19 protein-coding genes and 1 tRNA gene are annotated in these 17231 nt (G+C 49.4%); 16 read left to right on the top strand and 4 right to left on the bottom strand.

The features are described from left to right. Positions 1 to 9: 9 nt before the first annotated feature. Positions 10 to 1599: an alpha/beta hydrolase gene (locus B9D94_RS05100; protein WP_148246558.1), complete on the top strand. Its 1590-nt coding sequence runs from the start codon at positions 10 to 12 to the stop codon at positions 1597 to 1599. A 93-nt stretch (positions 1600 to 1692) separates the two neighbouring features. Here the strand turns inward: B9D94_RS05100 and B9D94_RS05105 are convergent, their stop codons facing one another. Beyond that, positions 1693 to 2337 carry a hypothetical protein gene (locus tag B9D94_RS05105; protein ID WP_006212372.1) on the bottom strand — a complete coding sequence of 215 codons (645 nt, stop codon included), beginning with the start codon at positions 2335 to 2337 and terminating at the stop codon, positions 1693 to 1695. A 177-nt stretch (positions 2338 to 2514) separates the two neighbouring features. On the opposite strand from B9D94_RS05105, the gene B9D94_RS05110 reads away from it, so the two are divergent. The 6 genes from B9D94_RS05110 (at position 2515) to B9D94_RS05135 (ending at position 5043) form a co-directional block, all read left to right on the top strand. Beyond that, positions 2515 to 2877 (top strand): helix-turn-helix domain-containing protein, encoded by a 363-nt coding sequence (locus B9D94_RS05110; RefSeq protein WP_006212371.1) that lies wholly within the window; start codon positions 2515 to 2517, stop codon positions 2875 to 2877. A gap of 102 nt (positions 2878 to 2979) precedes the next feature. Next, positions 2980 to 3062 (top strand) — tRNA-Leu (locus tag B9D94_RS05115). A gap of 184 nt (positions 3063 to 3246) precedes the next feature. After that, entirely contained in the window at positions 3247 to 3666 is a 420-nt protein-coding gene (locus B9D94_RS05120) for an organic hydroperoxide resistance protein (RefSeq protein WP_006212370.1), read from the top strand. Positions 3667 to 3811: 145 nt separating this feature from the next. After that, positions 3812 to 4054 (top strand): zinc ribbon domain-containing protein, encoded by a 243-nt coding sequence (locus B9D94_RS05125; RefSeq protein WP_006212369.1) that lies wholly within the window; start codon positions 3812 to 3814, stop codon positions 4052 to 4054. Between the two features lie 88 nt (positions 4055 to 4142). Continuing rightward, positions 4143 to 4418, top strand: coding sequence for a hypothetical protein (locus B9D94_RS05130; RefSeq protein WP_006212368.1), 276 nt, complete (start codon positions 4143 to 4145; stop codon positions 4416 to 4418). A gap of 199 nt (positions 4419 to 4617) precedes the next feature. Then, complete coding sequence (locus B9D94_RS05135; RefSeq protein WP_006212367.1) at positions 4618 to 5043, top strand: thiol-disulfide oxidoreductase DCC family protein; 426 nt, start codon at positions 4618 to 4620, stop codon at positions 5041 to 5043. Positions 5044 to 5057: 14 nt separating this feature from the next. Here B9D94_RS05135 and B9D94_RS05140 read toward each other — a convergent pair whose 3' ends face one another. The 3 genes from B9D94_RS05140 to B9D94_RS05150 all read right to left on the bottom strand — a co-directional run bounded on the left by B9D94_RS05140 (position 5058) and on the right by B9D94_RS05150 (position 7923). Next, a complete protein-coding gene (locus B9D94_RS05140; protein ID WP_006212366.1) occupies positions 5058 to 5534 on the bottom strand; it encodes a FixH family protein in 477 nt (158 codons plus the stop codon). Positions 5535 to 5571: 37 nt separating this feature from the next. After that, positions 5572 to 6990, bottom strand: coding sequence for a PepSY-associated TM helix domain-containing protein (locus B9D94_RS05145; protein WP_006212365.1), 1419 nt, complete (start codon positions 6988 to 6990; stop codon positions 5572 to 5574). An 81-nt stretch (positions 6991 to 7071) separates the two neighbouring features. After that, entirely contained in the window at positions 7072 to 7923 is an 852-nt protein-coding gene (locus B9D94_RS05150) for a thermonuclease family protein (RefSeq protein ID WP_040680997.1), read from the bottom strand. 308 nt (positions 7924 to 8231) lie between these two features. Between B9D94_RS05150 and B9D94_RS05155 the strand changes: the two genes are divergently transcribed. The 9 genes from B9D94_RS05155 (at position 8232) to B9D94_RS05195 (ending at position 17224) form a co-directional block, all read left to right on the top strand. After that, positions 8232 to 9383, top strand: coding sequence for a P-loop NTPase family protein (locus tag B9D94_RS05155; protein ID WP_063480484.1), 1152 nt, complete (start codon positions 8232 to 8234; stop codon positions 9381 to 9383). A gap of 5 nt (positions 9384 to 9388) precedes the next feature. Further along, on the top strand, positions 9389 to 10639 hold the full coding sequence (locus tag B9D94_RS05160; RefSeq protein ID WP_148246559.1) for a TadA family conjugal transfer-associated ATPase: 1251 nt from the start codon (positions 9389 to 9391) through the stop codon (positions 10637 to 10639). 53 nt (positions 10640 to 10692) lie between these two features. After that, complete coding sequence (locus B9D94_RS05165) at positions 10693 to 11493, top strand: type II secretion system F family protein (protein WP_172964031.1); 801 nt, start codon at positions 10693 to 10695, stop codon at positions 11491 to 11493. A 15-nt stretch (positions 11494 to 11508) separates the two neighbouring features. Then, the gene (locus tag B9D94_RS05170; RefSeq protein WP_148246560.1) at positions 11509 to 12381 is read left to right on the top strand and encodes a type II secretion system F family protein; all 873 of its coding nucleotides are present in this window, start codon (positions 11509 to 11511) and stop codon (positions 12379 to 12381) included. A 13-nt stretch (positions 12382 to 12394) separates the two neighbouring features. Then, entirely contained in the window at positions 12395 to 12592 is a 198-nt protein-coding gene (locus B9D94_RS05175) for a Flp1 family type IVb pilin (protein ID WP_006212359.1), read from the top strand. 1 nt (position 12593) lies between these two features. Next, positions 12594 to 13259: a TadE/TadG family type IV pilus assembly protein gene (locus tag B9D94_RS05180; RefSeq protein ID WP_172963907.1), complete on the top strand. Its 666-nt coding sequence runs from the start codon at positions 12594 to 12596 to the stop codon at positions 13257 to 13259. Positions 13260 to 13261: 2 nt separating this feature from the next. Next, the gene (locus tag B9D94_RS05185; RefSeq protein ID WP_148246562.1) at positions 13262 to 15493 is read left to right on the top strand and encodes a synaptonemal complex protein 1; all 2232 of its coding nucleotides are present in this window, start codon (positions 13262 to 13264) and stop codon (positions 15491 to 15493) included. A gap of 82 nt (positions 15494 to 15575) precedes the next feature. Then, positions 15576 to 16502: a TadE/TadG family type IV pilus assembly protein gene (locus tag B9D94_RS05190; RefSeq protein ID WP_148248726.1), complete on the top strand. Its 927-nt coding sequence runs from the start codon at positions 15576 to 15578 to the stop codon at positions 16500 to 16502. A 209-nt stretch (positions 16503 to 16711) separates the two neighbouring features. Beyond that, a complete protein-coding gene (locus tag B9D94_RS05195; RefSeq protein WP_036642560.1) occupies positions 16712 to 17224 on the top strand; it encodes an A24 family peptidase in 513 nt (170 codons plus the stop codon). The last annotated feature ends 7 nt before the right edge of the window (positions 17225 to 17231 follow it).

Genomic DNA, 17231 nt, shown 5'->3' on the forward strand with positions numbered 1-17231 from the left:
GAGGATTACATGAATCGTTATCAGCAGCTGGTGGTTGAGAACAGGGAACTCAAACTGTATTTGCCTCCTTCTTATCAGGATGATTCGAAACGCTTTTATCCTGTTGCCTATGTGCAGGATCATGGAGATTTGTTCATGGACTGCCTGAATTATGTGGAGCATTTGTTTTCAACCGGGCAATTGGATGAAGTTATTCTGGTCGGAATATCACCTGTAAACCGCAATGATGAGTATACGCCATGGCCGGCAGATTCTCTGCTGGATGGGAATCCCCCCTTCGGAGGGCAGGGCAGAGCCTACGTAGACGAAGTGGCTGACGTCATTAAAGTCCACATTGACGGACAATACCGGACACTACCTGAGCCTGGACATACGGCGATTATCGGCGGCTCCTTTGGCGGGCTGATCTCGATGTTTGCGGGATATTGGCGTCCCGAGAGTTTTGGAAGAATCGGGATGCTGTCGGCTTCGCTGTGGTATGAGGGGGTTATGGATTTCATCAGGCAGCAGGGGAGCCTGCCAGCCAGCCTGAGGGTATTTATGTCTGTGGGGCGTCAAGAGGGTGTATATAAGAAAAATGCACAGAAGAATATGTTCCCTAATAACCTTGAGGCCCATCGGTTTTGGGGTGAAAATGGGATGAGCAAGCAGCGACTGCAGCTGAAGGTAGATCCGGATGGAACCCATGACGCCATCTTTATGGCCAGAAGATTTCCCGATGCACTGCAATGGTTGTTCATGAAGGAGGCCCAAGGGGAGGAGCTGAAGGCGAAGCAAGCTCAGGGTGAGGGGCCAAGCGCCCAGCCTAACGACAGCTTGTTTCACATACCCGGGACGGTGACCTGGTCTATGCAGTCCGACCTTACGGGCCGTGAATACCGTATCTTCATCGCCGAGCCGATGGGACCTCCGCCCGAGGGCGGGTATCCTGTGTTGTATTCACTGGATGCCAATGCTACCTTCGGATCGCTTGCAGAGGCGATTCGCATTCAGTCTCGTACGCCCCGCGGCATCCCTGCGGCTCTTATTGTGGGCATCGGCTTTGACAGCGACAGTCCTATCGTGAGTAATGAGCGTTTCTATAACTTTACGGAATATGCCGATACCGATGAGCTGCCGGTCCGTCCCAATGGATTTCAATGGCCGGAGACAGGCGGTGTCGAGGCATTCCATGCGTTCATCGAGGATCAGCTGAAGCCAGCAGTAGAACGGCAGTATCCGGTAAACCTTGCGAAGCAGGCGTTATTTGGGCACTCGCTGGGGGGTTATTTTACCTTGCATACACTGTTTACCAGGCCGCAGGCCTTTCAGCGGTACATAGCGGCATGTCCCTCCGTATGGTGGAAGAACTACATGCTGTACAAGCAATGGGAAGAAGGGAAAGCGCGTATACTGCAAACTGGACAGCGCAAAGAGCTGCACATATATGTCGGAGCTCAGGAGAAACCGTCCATGGTTCAAGACGCCAGAGAGCTGTATGCGTTTCTCAAGGGGCAAGAAGACGTGCTGGAGACCGCTTTTACCGAAATTGAGGGGGAAGGGCATGTATCGGTGCTGCCGGCTCTCATAAGCCCTCTGCTTCGTTTTGTGAACGCGTAATATACGAAAGATCCCGAATGATGAATAAGCAGATTCGCCTTCCGTATTATTCGGATGACGAAGCTGCTTATTTGTGCTGTACTATGTATTCATCTAATCAGGTATCTGGGGATCATCCAGGATGGAGGAATATTTGGGGTATAATCTGCGGATGCAATCAGGACAAATATCATGTGTGAATTCAATCGGGAGACGACTCTCCAAATAGCTCTCGACCGGCTCCCATTCTTCGGCATGGCGCACGTATTTGCATACGGCACAGATCGGAATGTGTCCCGGCAAGGGATAGCTGTGGGCCAGTGCTTGCTCCAGCAGCAGCTCCTTGTGCTTAAACTTCGTAATGTCAGTGAAGGAGAGCATGGCTCCATGGATAAGGTTGTCATCACTCATAAGCAGCGGCATGACCTCGCATAGCACCCAGATATCTTGACCGTTCCCATTCACTGCATATTCAAAGGAATATTCAGGCAGCTTTCCTGCTATAACATCCTTGATGGCAGGGAAGTCCACCACATCAAAAAAATGATCGAATGAGGCCTGTCCCAACTGCTGGGAAGTGATATCAAAAAAGGATGTCCCCTGCCACTTGAACTCAGGGGAAACACCGTATTGTTCGGCCATGGCAATGAGCGGATCGTTCATTTTGTCGATGATGCCGTCGGGGGTAATGATCATCAGTCCCTTGTTCAAGGAGTGAACCGCATTGTTCCAAGATGTGATTATGGTATCGTAGGGCAAAATTACTCGCTCCTCGTACTAAATAGACTCATGAGTAAAAGATACAACGATCTATGAGTACTATGGTATAATTTAGGCAATATATATTGATTATACACTTAATTAAGTCATTGTGCAAGAAAAAATTACGTACATAAGATATTTTCTTTTTAGAGAGAATAGGAAGGCGGTTGTTTAATGCAGTCTATTTACCAACGAATCGAACATCTCATAGAAAGCCGGGGTATGACCAAGAAGGCGTTTTGCGAAACCCTCGGGATCAGCACAGGAAATTTTGGTGACTGGAAGAGGGGGAAAACAACGCCGAGCACAAATAAATTGATTGAGATCGCTGCATTCTTCTCCGTGAGTTTGGATTGGCTGATCATTGGCAAGGGCAGTCCCAATACTCGGGTCAGGGAATCCCGCGGAGAATATGAAGTGGACCCGGAAGCGGCTGATCTTGCCATGTCGGGACTTGCAGAGAATGAGAAGGAGTTCATCCGCGAATATATCGAATTTTCTGCTTACCGCAAGGATAAGAGAAATGACAAGACATAGCTATGCAGGTGCCGAATTTGGAGCTCAATAATTAACTCTTTACTTTTGTATTGCAGAACAGTATAATAGGGAATGTTCGCTACAGAACTTCCCTTATACTATGCGGTAGTGGTGGAATGGCAGACACGCTATCTTGAGGGGGTAGTGGGTGTATACCCGTGGAGGTTCGAGTCCTCTCTACCGCATACTTTAGAAAAAGCTGTGATTGAAGTGGAATCATCCATTTGAATCACAGCTTTTTTTGCTGTTTTTTATGATTGGTAAATAAGGTGTTTCCTGAGAACTGCCCTATTTGTCGTTTCAATCTGTGCCATAAGTTTAAAGAGTACATGTAGAGATCATAATAGGGTATGAAGGAGATGAACGAGCATGAAACCATTATACACAGCAGATGTAAAAGTCATTGGAGGACGTGAAGGTTCCGTTGAATCTACGGATGGAGTTCTTCATCACAAATTAAGCATGCCGAAGGAACTGGGAGGACCCGGCGGGGATGGAACCAACCCGGAGCAGCTGTTTGCGGCTGGATACGGGGCTTGTTACGAAAGCGCCTTGGCTAATATAGCCCGTAAAGAAGGCGTGCAGCTTAAGGATGTTGTGATCCACTCCCAGGTGATGATCGGAAAAGACGAAGGTGCTGACGGCTTCAAGCTTGCGGTGAAGCTGAAGATTGAAATGCCGGGTATCGAACGAAGCCAGGCCGAGGACCTCGCCAAAAAAGCGCATGCGTTCTGCCCCTATTCCAAGGCAACCCGAGGCAACATCGACGTGGAGTTAAGCGTAAGCTAACCATAAGAACAAGAATAAGAAATGGGGATGACTCTCTTATATGAGGGTCATCTTTTTTTGTCAGCTCAGCTTGCATATATGAAACTTTTTACATGAAACTCCGTATTTCTCCTTATGATTAAGTATTGAGAAAGGGGCACCTGGGATGCGTATTGAACAAATGATCGAGGAACGGTTTGTGTGCAGTAAATGCGGAGGCAATCACTGCCAGACGAAGGAGGTCTCCATGTCGGGAGCAGGACTAAGCAAGATGTTTGATATTCAGCACAACCATTTCCTGTTTGTTTCCTGCACAAACTGCGGATATGTGGAAGTGTTCAACCCGGATATATTGGAAGGGAAAAAGCGAGGCCAGCTTGGCTCGATCCTGGATGTGTTCTTCGGTTGACATCACCTCTAAAATTCTTTAATATGACTAAGTACCAGAAAGTACAAACCAGTCATAAGGAATTTAAATAAAATAAACGGGTGATGACATGCCATACAGACCGCATATTGCAAGTGTGACCACAGCTGGAAGCAATGACAAAGAAGGGCTATACGAATTCATTATCCACACGGCTGACGGAACGGATATTCGCGTATTCTACAACCGCTTCCCGGAATGGAAACTGACTGCGCTCAGCCGACTTGGGAAAGTACCTTGCCCGGTTTGTCGTAAAGATTTCATATGCAAATGCATGGAGAAATTCTCGAACGAATTCGACCAGCAGATGAAAGACGGCGAGTGGCTGAGTAAAGCTGCTGAGTAGTAAAACCAAAAATAGCGTACTTGATCAAGCGTAGGAGAGGGCTCCTGCGTTTTTTCTTTAAGGAAGAAAGTGTAAACTATTCGATTAGCGGCTTGCTAATCTTAACTTGCAAGAATGAGTTTTGCTGTATGCAATCTGTTGTCTGAGAAAGTACGTCGAGAGACGTGTTTTTTTATATAATACGAGGGGGCTGCGAACTATGGAGGATCAACGCATCGTAAATAATGAGGACTATGCCGTTGTGCTGATCGATGGCGTGTGCCATTTGTGCCAGGGGTTGACCCAATTCATTATTCGGAGAGATCCTGCGGGGGCGTTCCGCTTTGCTTCGCTGCAATCGGAGATAGGACAGGAGCTGCTGCGCCAAGGGGGATTTGATGGAGAGTCAACCGAAACGATGATATTGATTGAAAATGGGAAGTATTATACAAGGTCGACAGGTGCTCTTCGCATTGCACGGCGTCTTCGCTTTCCATGGTCGCTGTCGTATGCGCTCATCCTGATTCCGCCTGTCTTACGGAACCTGGTGTACCGCTGGGTAGCAAAGAACCGTTACCGCTGGTTTGGACGCTCCAACGAATGCATGGTTCCGACGCCGGAGATTCGGCGCCGGTTTTTATCCTAGATGAAGTCTTATTTTTAATGCTGATGTTCAGCTGTGCCTTCTTGAAATGTCGGGGTTTCCGCTTGGAGATAGGCAAGCTCTGCCTCGGACAATGCTCCGACCGCGAACGGTTTTTGGGGAATGATGATGGAGCCGTTATTGCCGCAATGAAGTTTAAAGAAATAAAGCCCCTCTTTATCGAAGGTTTTGGTTACTGTATACACACCTTCTCCTACCTCTACCGCATCCGTCATAGGCTCACGCAGGGAGCCGTCATGGCTCCACAGCTCGTAATGGACAAAGTCCGCATCCGGCACTCTTTGGCCGCCCTGGGTAAGGATGATCTCGATGGTCTCCGGTTGACTCACGGATAGTGTGTCGGGGATATTAACCTCGGCGATCAGCGGAATTTCCTTTTCATACCGATTGGCTGCGTCAGGTTTGGCCGAACAAGCACTCAGCAATAGGACCGACAGCAGAATGGACATTATAAAACGGCTTTTTACGATCATGAAACCGCCACCCCTTGTTATGGTTTGAATATGTTGTTCAGGCATTCAGAAATGTCTTGACAGCCGATATTCTCCGAACGATAAACCGATCGATGAGCCAGACGATGATGAGCGATAATCCCACCAGCGGGAACAGAATCCCCAGAGCGATGAAGAGCAGAAGGAATACTCTCCTATGCTTGGCATCCACCTCGGGTGCCTTCGGTGCTCCCAGCCCATGTTCCGGTTTTCTCTTCCACCACAAGTACAGACCGCTTACCGCGATTAGAACGATTCCCACGCATATAAGCAAACTGAAGATCTGGTTTACGATGCCGAATTGGGTTCCTTTATGCAGCGTAATCCCAAGGGCGACGGCTTTGCCGACCGATCCGTAATGATCATAGCGATAATCTGCCAAAACCGCTCCGCTGTACTGGTCGATATGCATCGTGGCCTCATCCTGGGCTTTAGGCGGATAGGCGGACAGCGTATAGACACCATCCGCTTGCTGCGGGATGCTGATCGTATAGCTCGGATGAATGCCCTCGCTTCTCGCGACATACATTACATCTTCGATCGGAAGCGGAGTGAAGTCGGAGATGCTGGAGTTCGGCACCTCCAGATTCTCTGCAGCCCAGGGTACTTCTGCCACGTCCTTGGTCTGCACCACATGGGAGGATGGCGCGCTGCCAGACCAGATGGACGGAGGGTAGCCGGCACCGGTATTGGTTGCCACGGTCTGAAAGTTGCTGCCCCACAGGCCTGACCATGGCAATCCGGTCATGATGAGAAATAACATGCCTGCTGCAACCCAGAAGGCGGGAACGGCATGCAGATCCCTGCGGAGAATTTGCTTGCCCTTGCCGAGCCTTGGATACAGGACGCCGGCAAGGCTTCTCTTCTTCTTGGTTTTGCTTTTGTTTTTATTTTTCGGAAGCCATAAATACAGGCCGGTCAGGATGAGCACAATCGCCCAGCAGGCGGCTAGTTCGACGATTCGGTCTCCGATCGTCCCGACCATCAGCTCACCGTGGAATTCCTCGATCTTGTCCATTATGCGGTCTTTGTCTTTCAGCTCGCCAATTTTCTCTCCCGTATAAGGATTCATGAAGACGGTCATGGATTCATTGCCAGAGGTCATGCTGATTTCCGTGGAGCGGGAGTCCGACTCGCCGGGGCGATACTTGGTAATGGTAGCATCAGGGTAGAGCTCTTTAACTTGTCCGACCAGCTTGCTTGGAGTTACCCGTTCAACCTGAGGGGTTACCGTGTAGTAGTCCCGATATAGCGCTTGTTCAATCTGGGGCTTAAATAAGTAAACGGAGCCGGTTATAGCCAGGATGATCAGAAAAGGAGCAAATAGGATGCCGGCATAGAAGTGCCATCTCCAGACGGTTTTGTACAGTGCGGCAGAGCTTGGATTAAGCGGCTGGCTTTCATTGGGCTGGGCTGCTGGTGTTTTCTTTTTCCCCATGACTCGTGGCTCCTTTTCACATACGGCTAAAATGTATATAAGATGAACATGAATGTTCATTTCATATCCTGAAATTCAATTCTAATTGCGAGGCGCCCGGAAGCCGGCCTGGACGGCTTCTTCCTCCGTGCAGAACCACTGCTCCTGCTTCGTGCGATCATAATAGGGAGATTGGGGAGTATGGTAGATTTTTTCGCCTTTGGAATTGATATTCCCTTTAATGTCGCAGCCTTGCTTGGGCTTCTCGCGGTTCTCAATCGGCGTTTTGGTTGTTGGGGCGCTATTGTTATTATTGTTGTTTTTATTCGCGTCCTGTTCTTCCGGATGGAATCCGTCTTCCTGGGCGTAGTTCTCTACGCTCCATATGCCGAGAGCCTGCTCCCGGCTGATTCGCTGCAAATCGTCGAATTTGTCAACGTACCGGGTGTTGGGCGGATAGATGTAGGCGACACGTGCGAGTCCTTCCTGAAGCAGCGCTTCCTGAACCATGGTTCCATCGGCATAAACGTAGGCGAGCAGCCTGGAGTATTTATCGCGGTTCGGACCGATGTCAAATTCCAGTTCCAGCCGATCGGCTTGTTCCACCAGTTCCTTTGTAAAGGCTTTGGCCTCGGGCCCGAATGGCTGTACGCCCAATTTCGGATGACTGGTTTCGGGCGTATCGATCAGCAGCAGCCGAACATTTTCCTTTTTTCCTTCAAACATAACGCTGATGGTGTCTCCGTCTATGGCTTTGACCAGCTCTACCGCAACCCTCGGGAGATTGAGGTCATCGGTTGGGTAGGCCGCTGTATTGGAGCTGGCCGTGTCCGTGCCGGACTTGGCTTGGGTTGAAGTCTGCTCGCTGGATGTTGCTGGAGACATTATTGGCTGGCTGCAGCCTGATAATAGAAGCAAGGCAGCTAGTATAGCGGTTAACATTCGTTGTTTCACTTGTTGTCACTCTCCTGGCTTGTATGTATTCGTCCAGATAGTATAGGAGTTTATATAGGTTTTTCTATATAAGTAGTTACTATTTAGAGAACATTAGTTCTAATCCTATATAGTAGTGCATATATCCACGTTTTGACAATAGTGATTAAGGGCTATCTATGTAATAAAAATAAATCTTGCCGTTCTGCAGCAACTGTGATATTCTAATGTCAAATTATAGCAGACAACGGAAGCACCGTTCATTGACCGCGATTACGCGGCATGAACGGTGCTTTTTTGCGTTGTTGCAGAAGAGAGGGATTGGCTTTATGATACCGGCCCGAATTGTGCTGGCAGTGCAGGATTCCCGGTATGTCGAACCGCTGCTGAACTATGCGTATGGCAGTTCCTACGGATCAGCTCTGCAAGTGACGGCATTTACCCGCATGGATTCATTTCTTCATTATATGAGCTCGGGGGAAGTACCGAATCTGGTCGTGGGGGATGCTGAAATGTTGGAGAGCTGGCTCAGCCGGGGGGATGCCCCCGTGCCTTGGCTGCTTCTTAGCGAAGGTGATTCACCACTCTCACGGATGGAAGACGGCAGCAGTACGCCCAAGTATCAGCCCCTGCCTCAGCTGCTGGAGGTCATGATAGCCTGCTGTAAGAGAAACGGCGGCTCTTTAGAGAAACAGAATGCCGAAACGACACCGGTTATCGGCATTGTATCTCCTCTTGGAGGGAGCGGCAAGTCGACGATCGCAATGAATATGGCGAAGCAGCTGGGCGTGTTGGGGCTGAGAGTGTTCTATCTTAACTTGGAGACGGTGAACAGCAGCGCATTGTTTCCTTCCGGCTCGGTAGGCATGGAGGGAAGCTTCTCCAGATTGCTGTACGACATGAAGGCCTCGCAAGAGTTGGCTCCAAGGACAGAGGTGTCGATAACCCCTTACATTGTCAGGCATCATAGCCTGAAGTGTGATTCCTTTGAGCCGAGTTTCAATGTGAAGGAAATGACGGAGATGACCCTGGAGGATACGTCTTTGCTGTTGACCTCTCTAGTTTCTTGTCATCACTACGATGCCATTGTGGTGGATACGGAAGGGTACATGGGGGAACGAATTCAGGCCGTTCTCGAACAAGCCGAGCTGCTGATCTGGGTTCTATTGGATGATCTTATTAGTATGCATAAGTGCTGTGTATGGATGGATCAGTTGGAATTAAAGAACACTGCACTCTTCGGAAGTATGAAGAAGCGCAGTCGATTCATTGTCAATCGGTTTACTGGCCAACTGGTGAACAGTCTCCCCCGCAAGGATATTGGTATTGACGATGTACTGCCTTATATTCCTTCATGGAAGCAGCTCCATCAAGAGGAGCTGCTGTTGTCCTCACCCATATACCAGAGGGAAGTATTGAAGCTCTGTCAGCAGCTGTTGGATAACTCGGGTATTAGGCCAGCTCTTGCAGGCGGAGGGTAGCGAATATGATGGAAGATCAATTCAAGTCCGTCCGTGATCAGGTTCGGTCTGAGCTGGACATGAGCTCCAGCGTGAACAACTCGGAGTTAATGGCACGCATCGAGGAGATGGCGTGGAGAAGGCGCGAGCTTTTGGAGCTGACGGCCGCAGAGAAGCGCAGGCTGGTGCGGAGAGTGTATGATTCCTTTCGCGGGTTGGATGTGCTTCAGCCCTTAGTGGATAACCCCAGAATAACGGAGATTATGATCAACAGCCATCAGGATATTTTCATTGAGCAGGATGGTGAGGTGAAGAAGCTGCCGCTCCAATTCGAGTCGCAGAGCCGCCTCGAAGATATCATTCAGAGCATTGTCGGTACGGTAAACCGTGTAGTAAACGAGTCAACACCTATTGTAGACGCGAGATTGAAGGATGGCTCGCGGGTTAACATTGTGCTTCCCCCCATAGCACTGAAAGGCCCGACCATGACGATTCGCAAATTTCCGGAATCGCCGATGACGATGCATGATCTGGTCGAAAGGGGGGCGTTATCGGAGGAAGCGGCAGAACTGCTCCGGGTATTGGTCAAGGGCAAGTACAACATTTTTATAGGCGGTGGAACGGGCTCGGGAAAGACAACCTTCCTGAATGCCCTATCGCAGTATATTCCGCCTGATGAAAGGGTCATAACGATTGAGGATTCGGCAGAATTGAAGATCGTAACCGTTCCAAACCTGGTGTCACTTGAGACACGGAATGCCAACACAGAAGGCCGGGGGGAAATCGCCATGCGCGATCTGATCCGTTCATCGCTGCGGATGCGTCCCAATCGGATCGTGGTGGGTGAGGTTCGTGGAAGCGAGGCGCTGGATATGCTGCAGGCGATGAATACTGGGCATGACGGAAGTCTGTCGACAGGTCATGCCAACAGCACGCAGGATATGATCAGCCGCCTGGAGACAATGGTGCTGAGCAGTGCGGATCTCCCAATCAGTGTGGTCCGTCAGCAAATCAGCTCGGCTATTGATGTATTCGTTCATTTATCGCGGCTAAGAGATCGTTCGCGGCGCGTAACGGAGATTAGCGAAGTGATCGGGATGAACGGCGGGGAAGTGCTCTTGAACCCGCTGTATCGATTCCGTGAGAGCGGGGAAGCGTCCGGCCGGGTTATTGGGGGCCTTGAACCTTGCGGTAACCCACTTCGATGCTCGGACAAGCTTCAAATGGCCGGGATTACGGATTGGCCGCTGAGGAAGATCGTGGGGGTGGCGGAATGAACCGACCTCACAGCTCAGTCCCGATTTCCGAGAAGGAACAAGGCGAGCAGGCGATGAAACGGCGTAAGGCTGGCGGGAAGGCCGAGCGAATTACCGCTCAACGAACGAACACCCTTCCGGATTACAGTGTATATCACCTCTCGATAAGACAAAGAGCGGCATGTGTCATCCTTGGCGGAGTTCTGTTTTCTTTCATCGGTTATCTGTTTTATCACCATTTGATTTTGTCATTGTTGCTTGGCGCCGGCGGCTTGATGATTCCTAAGTTTTGGCGCCGGTTTATGTTGGATCGCAGACGCAAGACGTTGAATCTCCACTTTAAGCAGGCTCTGTACTCTTTGTCCTCATCGCTGTCGGCTGGCCGTTCCGTAGAGAACGGGTTCAGGGATGCGGTACAGGATTTACTGCTGCTCGATCCCGGAGCTAGCAGTGATCTGATCTTTGAGCTTAAAGTCATTGTGTCCCGATTAGAATACGGTGAACCGATTGAAGTGGCGCTGCAGGATTTTGCCCGGAGAGCAGGGATGGAGGATATTACGAATTTCGCAGATGTTTTCTCAACGTGCAAACGAACAGGCGGCGATCTGGTTGAAGTCGTTCGCAGAACCTCTTCCGTCATCGGAGAAAAGCTGGACATACAGCAGGAGATATCCGTGATGATTGCCCAGAAGCGGTTTGAATCCAAGGCGCTGCTGGCTGCGCCGTTCCTGCTGCTGCTGTTCATGAATATGACGTCTCCCGATTACATGGAGCCTATGTACAGCGGAGCCGGGATTTTGATTTCAACCTTTGCATTGGCTGCTTTAGGAGGCTGTTTCCTGTGGATCAGCAAAATGATGAACATCAAGGTGTAAGGAGGTGAAGCGGGCATGTTGACATGGATATCCGGTGCGCTGATGGTTCTGCTTGTGGGTGGTTGGGTGGTGCTGAATCAAATGTGCGGCGAACGATACCATCGTCTTAGCAAGTTGTCCATGGCGGGACTGAGACTGCAAAGGCTGGCTCCGCCTCTGCTGTTCATGCTGGAGCGGGGGAAGGTTCCGATGCGCATTCCGATTGTCTTCTATCGGATGCAGGGCTCCGTCCAGAAAATATACGGCTTGCGCCACAGTGCAGAATTGACGCTGCTGTTTATGGCCGAGGCACTTGCGTATACATGGTTAATTTGGATCGGTGGATGTATATGGGCATTGTTATCGGGAGAGGTTATGGGGCTTATAGCGGGATTGGGGTTAGGCGCATTGCTGCCCGTTGCTTTGGTTAAGGATCTGCATAAAAAAGTGATGCTGCGCGAGCAAGAAATCATTATGGAGCTGCCGGAGCTTCTAAACAAGATTGTGCTGCTTGTTGGGGCAGGAGAAACGGTGCAGCGGGCAGTGATTCACTGTGTAGAACGGAACAAGGATATGAATCATCCCCTGTATGCCGAGCTTAAGAGAATGGTGCTGGAATGGGAGGGAGGCCATCCGTTCCAGCAAGCCTTCGAGCAGTTTAACAAACGATGCGGCGTTCAGGAAGTGTCGATATTTACAACTACGGTTCTGCTTAATTTTCGTCGAGGCGGAAATGACTTTGTACTGGCGCTTCGGGATCTGTCGCGTGTGCTGTGGGAGAAGCGCAAGGCCATCGGAAGAACAAGGGGGGAGCAGGCCTCCTCGAAGCTGGTGCTGCCGATGGTCGTAATTTTTATGATTGTAATTGTTTTGCTTGGAGCACCTGCATTTATGATGATGAACATGTAGAAGGGATCGGTGTATGAATATGATGCTAACCGTGATGAAGAATGGAATGAAGGCTTTTTGGAAGGATGAGAAAGGGATTGGAACGCTCGAGATGATCCTAATCCTCGTTGTTATTTTAATTATTGCGCTCATATTCAAGGATCAGATTACGTCGCTGGTTAATAATCTGTTTGATTCTGTGAATAACAAGAGCGAGGAGTTCCTTGAATAAGATGCTTGCGAGGAAATGGAAGGACGAAAGAGGAAGCTTCACGGTTGAAGCTTCCCTGGTTCTTCCCATTGTGTTGATGGTGACGGCTTTGCTTCTGTTTCTATGCTTATATATCTATCAACAGTCTATGCTGGTCCAAGCTTCAGCTGCAGCTTCCGAACGGACTGCGTATGCCTGGGACAACAGCCATAAGGTTTCAGCCTCGGGATCGGTGGAGCTGGGGCAGCATGATTCACTATATTGGCGGTTGACGGATGATCATGTGTTAGGAACTCTATTTGGTTTGGCCGGGGGAGACGAGACGAGGTCAATCTCATTGCCGCAAGGCGAGTCTGCTGGCGGAAAGCTGCCTGAGCTTAAGATGTACAAGGGAGGTATGGCTGTGCCGTCAAGTATGGCGGGAGAGATGCGGTATACCAATCAACTGCTCATTCGAAAAGTAACAACGTCATTAAACGAGCAAGTATCGCTTACGCCGCTCAGCCGGATGTTAGATGATGGCGGTCAGATCAAGGTAAGCGGACAATCAATTGTGGTTGATCCTGTCGAGTTTATTCGGACGGTAGCTTTGATGCGCTATTACGGATCGAAGTTTCAAGGCGGAGGCAATGGAACGGATAAGGCTGCTGCAGGAGAAGTTCTACAAAAGTTCGGAGGTCCGCGATAGTCATGGGGAAACAAGGGGAAACAAAGTCGAGCCGGAGAAGAAAACAGGGAGTCCGATCGTCTGATGGATCTGTATCTGTTTTTTTGATTATCGCATTGGCTGCTGTATTCATGTTTGTTGCCATATTTATTGATTATTCGCGTATAGCCGCCATGAAGGTGCAGAGCGAACGCCTGACAAGAGCAGCCGTACGTTCTGTGATGTCATCTTATGATCCGCAGCTGCAGAAGGAATATGGATTATATGCCTTTGGCGACAGCAGCGGGGATTTGATCATGGGCAATGTGTTGAATGATAGCCTCAATCCAGGAGATCGAAGCGATGCATTTCGGTTAATGGCAATGGAGCTCGACAGTTCAGGACTTGAACTGCAGCGTCCGCTGGGTACCTATGACATATTCAACCGGCAGATTATCGAGGATATGAAGTATAAAGCGCCGATTGATTTCACGCTGGAGCTTGTCAACAAGTTTAAACCGTTGTCGCAGTCCATGAAGGAAGCTTCTAATACGGTAGATGTGCTTAAGCAGCTTCGCAAATTGTATGACAGGCGGGAAGAGGCCCTCGATGAAATGCTGGTCAAGCAGCGCAGGGCAGGCGAATATGCAATCAAACTTTCGAAGCTGGTTATGGATCCGCCCGGACGATCCATCTACGATGCTTCGCTTGGAGGAAGTATTTCTACTGCTGCCGATGGGGCATCACAGTACCCCGATTATAAGGCTAAACAGCAGGAGGATGCGGACAGGCCTCCTAAGGAGAAGCTGTACACGCTGCAGCTTATGGCTTATCAGAACGGAATTTCTTCCATTGGTTCAGAAATTTCGAGTGAGGCCAGCAGGTTTCAGAAGGAGAAAGACAAACTTCTCGAAGATGCATATAAGCTGTGGGAGGAAGCAAGGAATCTGAACGATGAGATGAAGCAGGTTATCAAGGATTCGGAGAATCGTTCATCCAATAAAGGGTATGATCAGGTCACGAATGATGTAACACCGGGATCAACCGATTCATCCGGGTCAGAAGCGGAGATGATTCAATCTATCCGGAAACAGGCGGACAAATTAGTTCACAGCGATGAATTGATGAACAGTTTCCGGCAAGAGATTGAGGGGCAGGAGAGCCTATACCAGCAGGTTGTTCATGCGGTCTCTTCACTTCAATCTTCACTGGGCGGAGAGGGTATGAAAGGGGCTGTGCTTGAAGCTAGCCATGCCCTGCAGATTTATATCTCCAATTACGGAACTTCAGGCGGCAGCAACATAATAGACCGGCAGCAGGCAGCATTGGAGCAATTCCGGACATCAGATAAGGAACGCAAGGCGATGGAGAGACAAGCTAATCAGAAGCTGAAGCAGGCCACGAAAGTCATTGAGGTGATCAACGGACTGAACGGGCAGCATCAGGCTATGTTGGATGAGTTCCGGGAACTGCAGCAGTACTATGACGAAAGTCTTCAATTTAATGCCGAAGCAGACAGTATGAGCAAGGGAAAACCACTTCATGATGATCCTTATGAAGCAGGCAAAGATGCAATGGATAATATGGACGGTATGTTCGGATTCATGGGGAATGTGCTTGGTGGTGTTAGGGACGAATTGTTTCAAAACGAGTACGCTGTTCATTATTATCAGCATTTTGATATAGGGAATTTATCCGGTATTGTGGATGGTTCTAATGCAAGCGGAGATATTGCTCAAGAATTTGCCATCGGGAATCAGGAAGTGGAGTATATTCTGTATGGATTCCATAACCCTGCCGGGAATATATCGGCTGCTTATGCAGAGATATTTGCCTCCAGGATTGCTGTTCGGACAATGGAAGGATTTATCGTCAATAGCAAATTAGGAAATCCATTGGCTATTTTGGCTGCTGCCATACTGTATGGCATTGAAAAGGCTATAGAGGATATGATCCAGTTGTGTCAGACGGGGAGTATTCAGTTATCCAAGTATGTCCCCGTTGTGCTGACATACCGGGATCATTTACGGATATTTCTGTTTATTCACAGCGATAACGAGAGGAAGCTGTCGCGAATGCTGGCATTGATTCGCCTGAACACCGGAATCAATCCTGCGGAACGATCGACCTACGCATCAGGTGAGGTCAGGACGGCCATGCGGCTATGGTTTCTTCCCGGGGTGACGAAGTCGCTTGGCGTTGTATTTGGAAGCGGCGGTGATGAGGTTCAGGGAAATCGTTACATTGTAAATCGCAGGGCGGATTTTTCTTATTAGGATTAGGGGTATTCGAATGAAACGATTAGCGGTGTTACAGAAGCCTCCCCGTAAGGATCAAGCGTCATCGGATCAAGGAAGTATGGTTGTTGAAGCAGCGCTTGTGCTGCCAATGTTCATGTTTTTTATTATTTTCCTCATATATATCGTGCAAATGACGCTGATATCGACAGCGCTGCAGAGCACGGTTTCGGACACCGTCAAAACCGTAGCAGCTCATATGTACCCTGTTTCCCTATCCGTCCAAGGCAACTCGGTTGGTGGTGGGGCAGGAGAAAGCGGATCCCCCAGTACATCCCATTGGGAAATCCCAAAGTTGTCGCTTGCTGATTGGGTTTCTAATTACAGCGACTCCCTTCCGTCACCTGTTAATGAGTGGATTGTCCAAGCTGTAGCTTCAGGCGAGGAGCCGCTGCAGCAGCTCAAGAATCAGACCGTGGAAGCCGTACTGGATCCTGTGGTCAAACCGATGTTGAAGCCGTTTATGCCAGATCGTCTTTTGGACTATGACCGAATTCATGTATCCAATGTTCATATTCCGAATTTAAGAAGTGGAGAGAGTCCTTATTTCGGTATTGAGGTCAACTACGCCCTGCCCATTCGGGTCCCCTTCTTGAACAAACGCATTGTGCTGCAGGCGAAGGCTCAGGAGAGGCTGTGGATCGGGGATACCGGCGAAGGAGGGGGAGATTCGGGTAACGGCGACGGCTCGGAGACAAGCGGGGGGATCGAACTGCTTGAGAAGCCCAATCCGGCTGTGGCGAGCAAGCAGGCAAAAGTGAAAGTAAAAGTGGAACCGGGAACCAGCGCGCAATTGTCCGTTTATTATAAGAGCGGTCAGAGTACGGCTAAATATTTGGGATGGGAGACCGCGGACGAGAATGGCTATATCGAATGGGAATGGAATGTGGGATTTAATACAACGCCGGGTACGTGGCTGTTTGTTGTTGAGACAGCAGACGGGCAGCGGATGGAGGTGCCGTTTACGGTGGTTGCAAGGTCGGGTTAGACAAGATTTCGATAAGTTGGGTTCCAAAGAATGAGTGCATGTAGAAATGGCTTAAAGAAGCGTACTAGAGATGTGGCCTTAGAAGTGAAGAGAGATGTGATCAGAGATGTGACCCAAAAGGATCATTCTGAAGAAGCGTTCGTGCATCAGAAGTGAAATTCTATTAAGGCTATTCCAGCGAATAGTGACGACAGAGGAGGTTGATACTTATGGCCGTTGCCTATGGACTTTGTGCCGTTTATCTGATTGCGGCTTTCCTGACAGACCTTCGTTCCATGAAAATCCCCAATGCATTGACTGTTCCAGCTATGCTGCTGGGTCCTGTCTATCATGGCATTCTGGACGGATGGGAAGGCATGTTCTTTTCACTGAAGGGTCTCGGAGCAGGGTTCCTAATCTTGTTGATCATGTATTTTATAGGGGCCGTTGGAGCAGGTGACGTCAAGCTGTTTGGAGGCATAGGTGCCTGGACCGGTCTATGGTTTACGCTTCATGCAATTATGTATTCTGTCCTTTGTGCCGGTGTAGTCGGCCTGATCATACTTCTCTGGCGGAGGGAAACGATGAAACGAATTCGTAAAGTTGTTGGCAGTATTGCCGGAGTCTTTATTTTAAAGAGTGGGTTGCCGTGGCGTAATAATCAGGAGGAGCACTTGCGGTTTCCTTTCATGATCGCGGTCCTTCCTGGTGTAATCAGCACGTATATAGTACTGCACATGTAGGAGGCGG

Origin of the sequence: Paenibacillus sp. Cedars (assembly GCF_003184205.1) — a bacterium.
Lineage (GTDB): Bacteria > Bacillota > Bacilli > Paenibacillales > Paenibacillaceae > Paenibacillus_AQ > Paenibacillus_AQ glucanolyticus.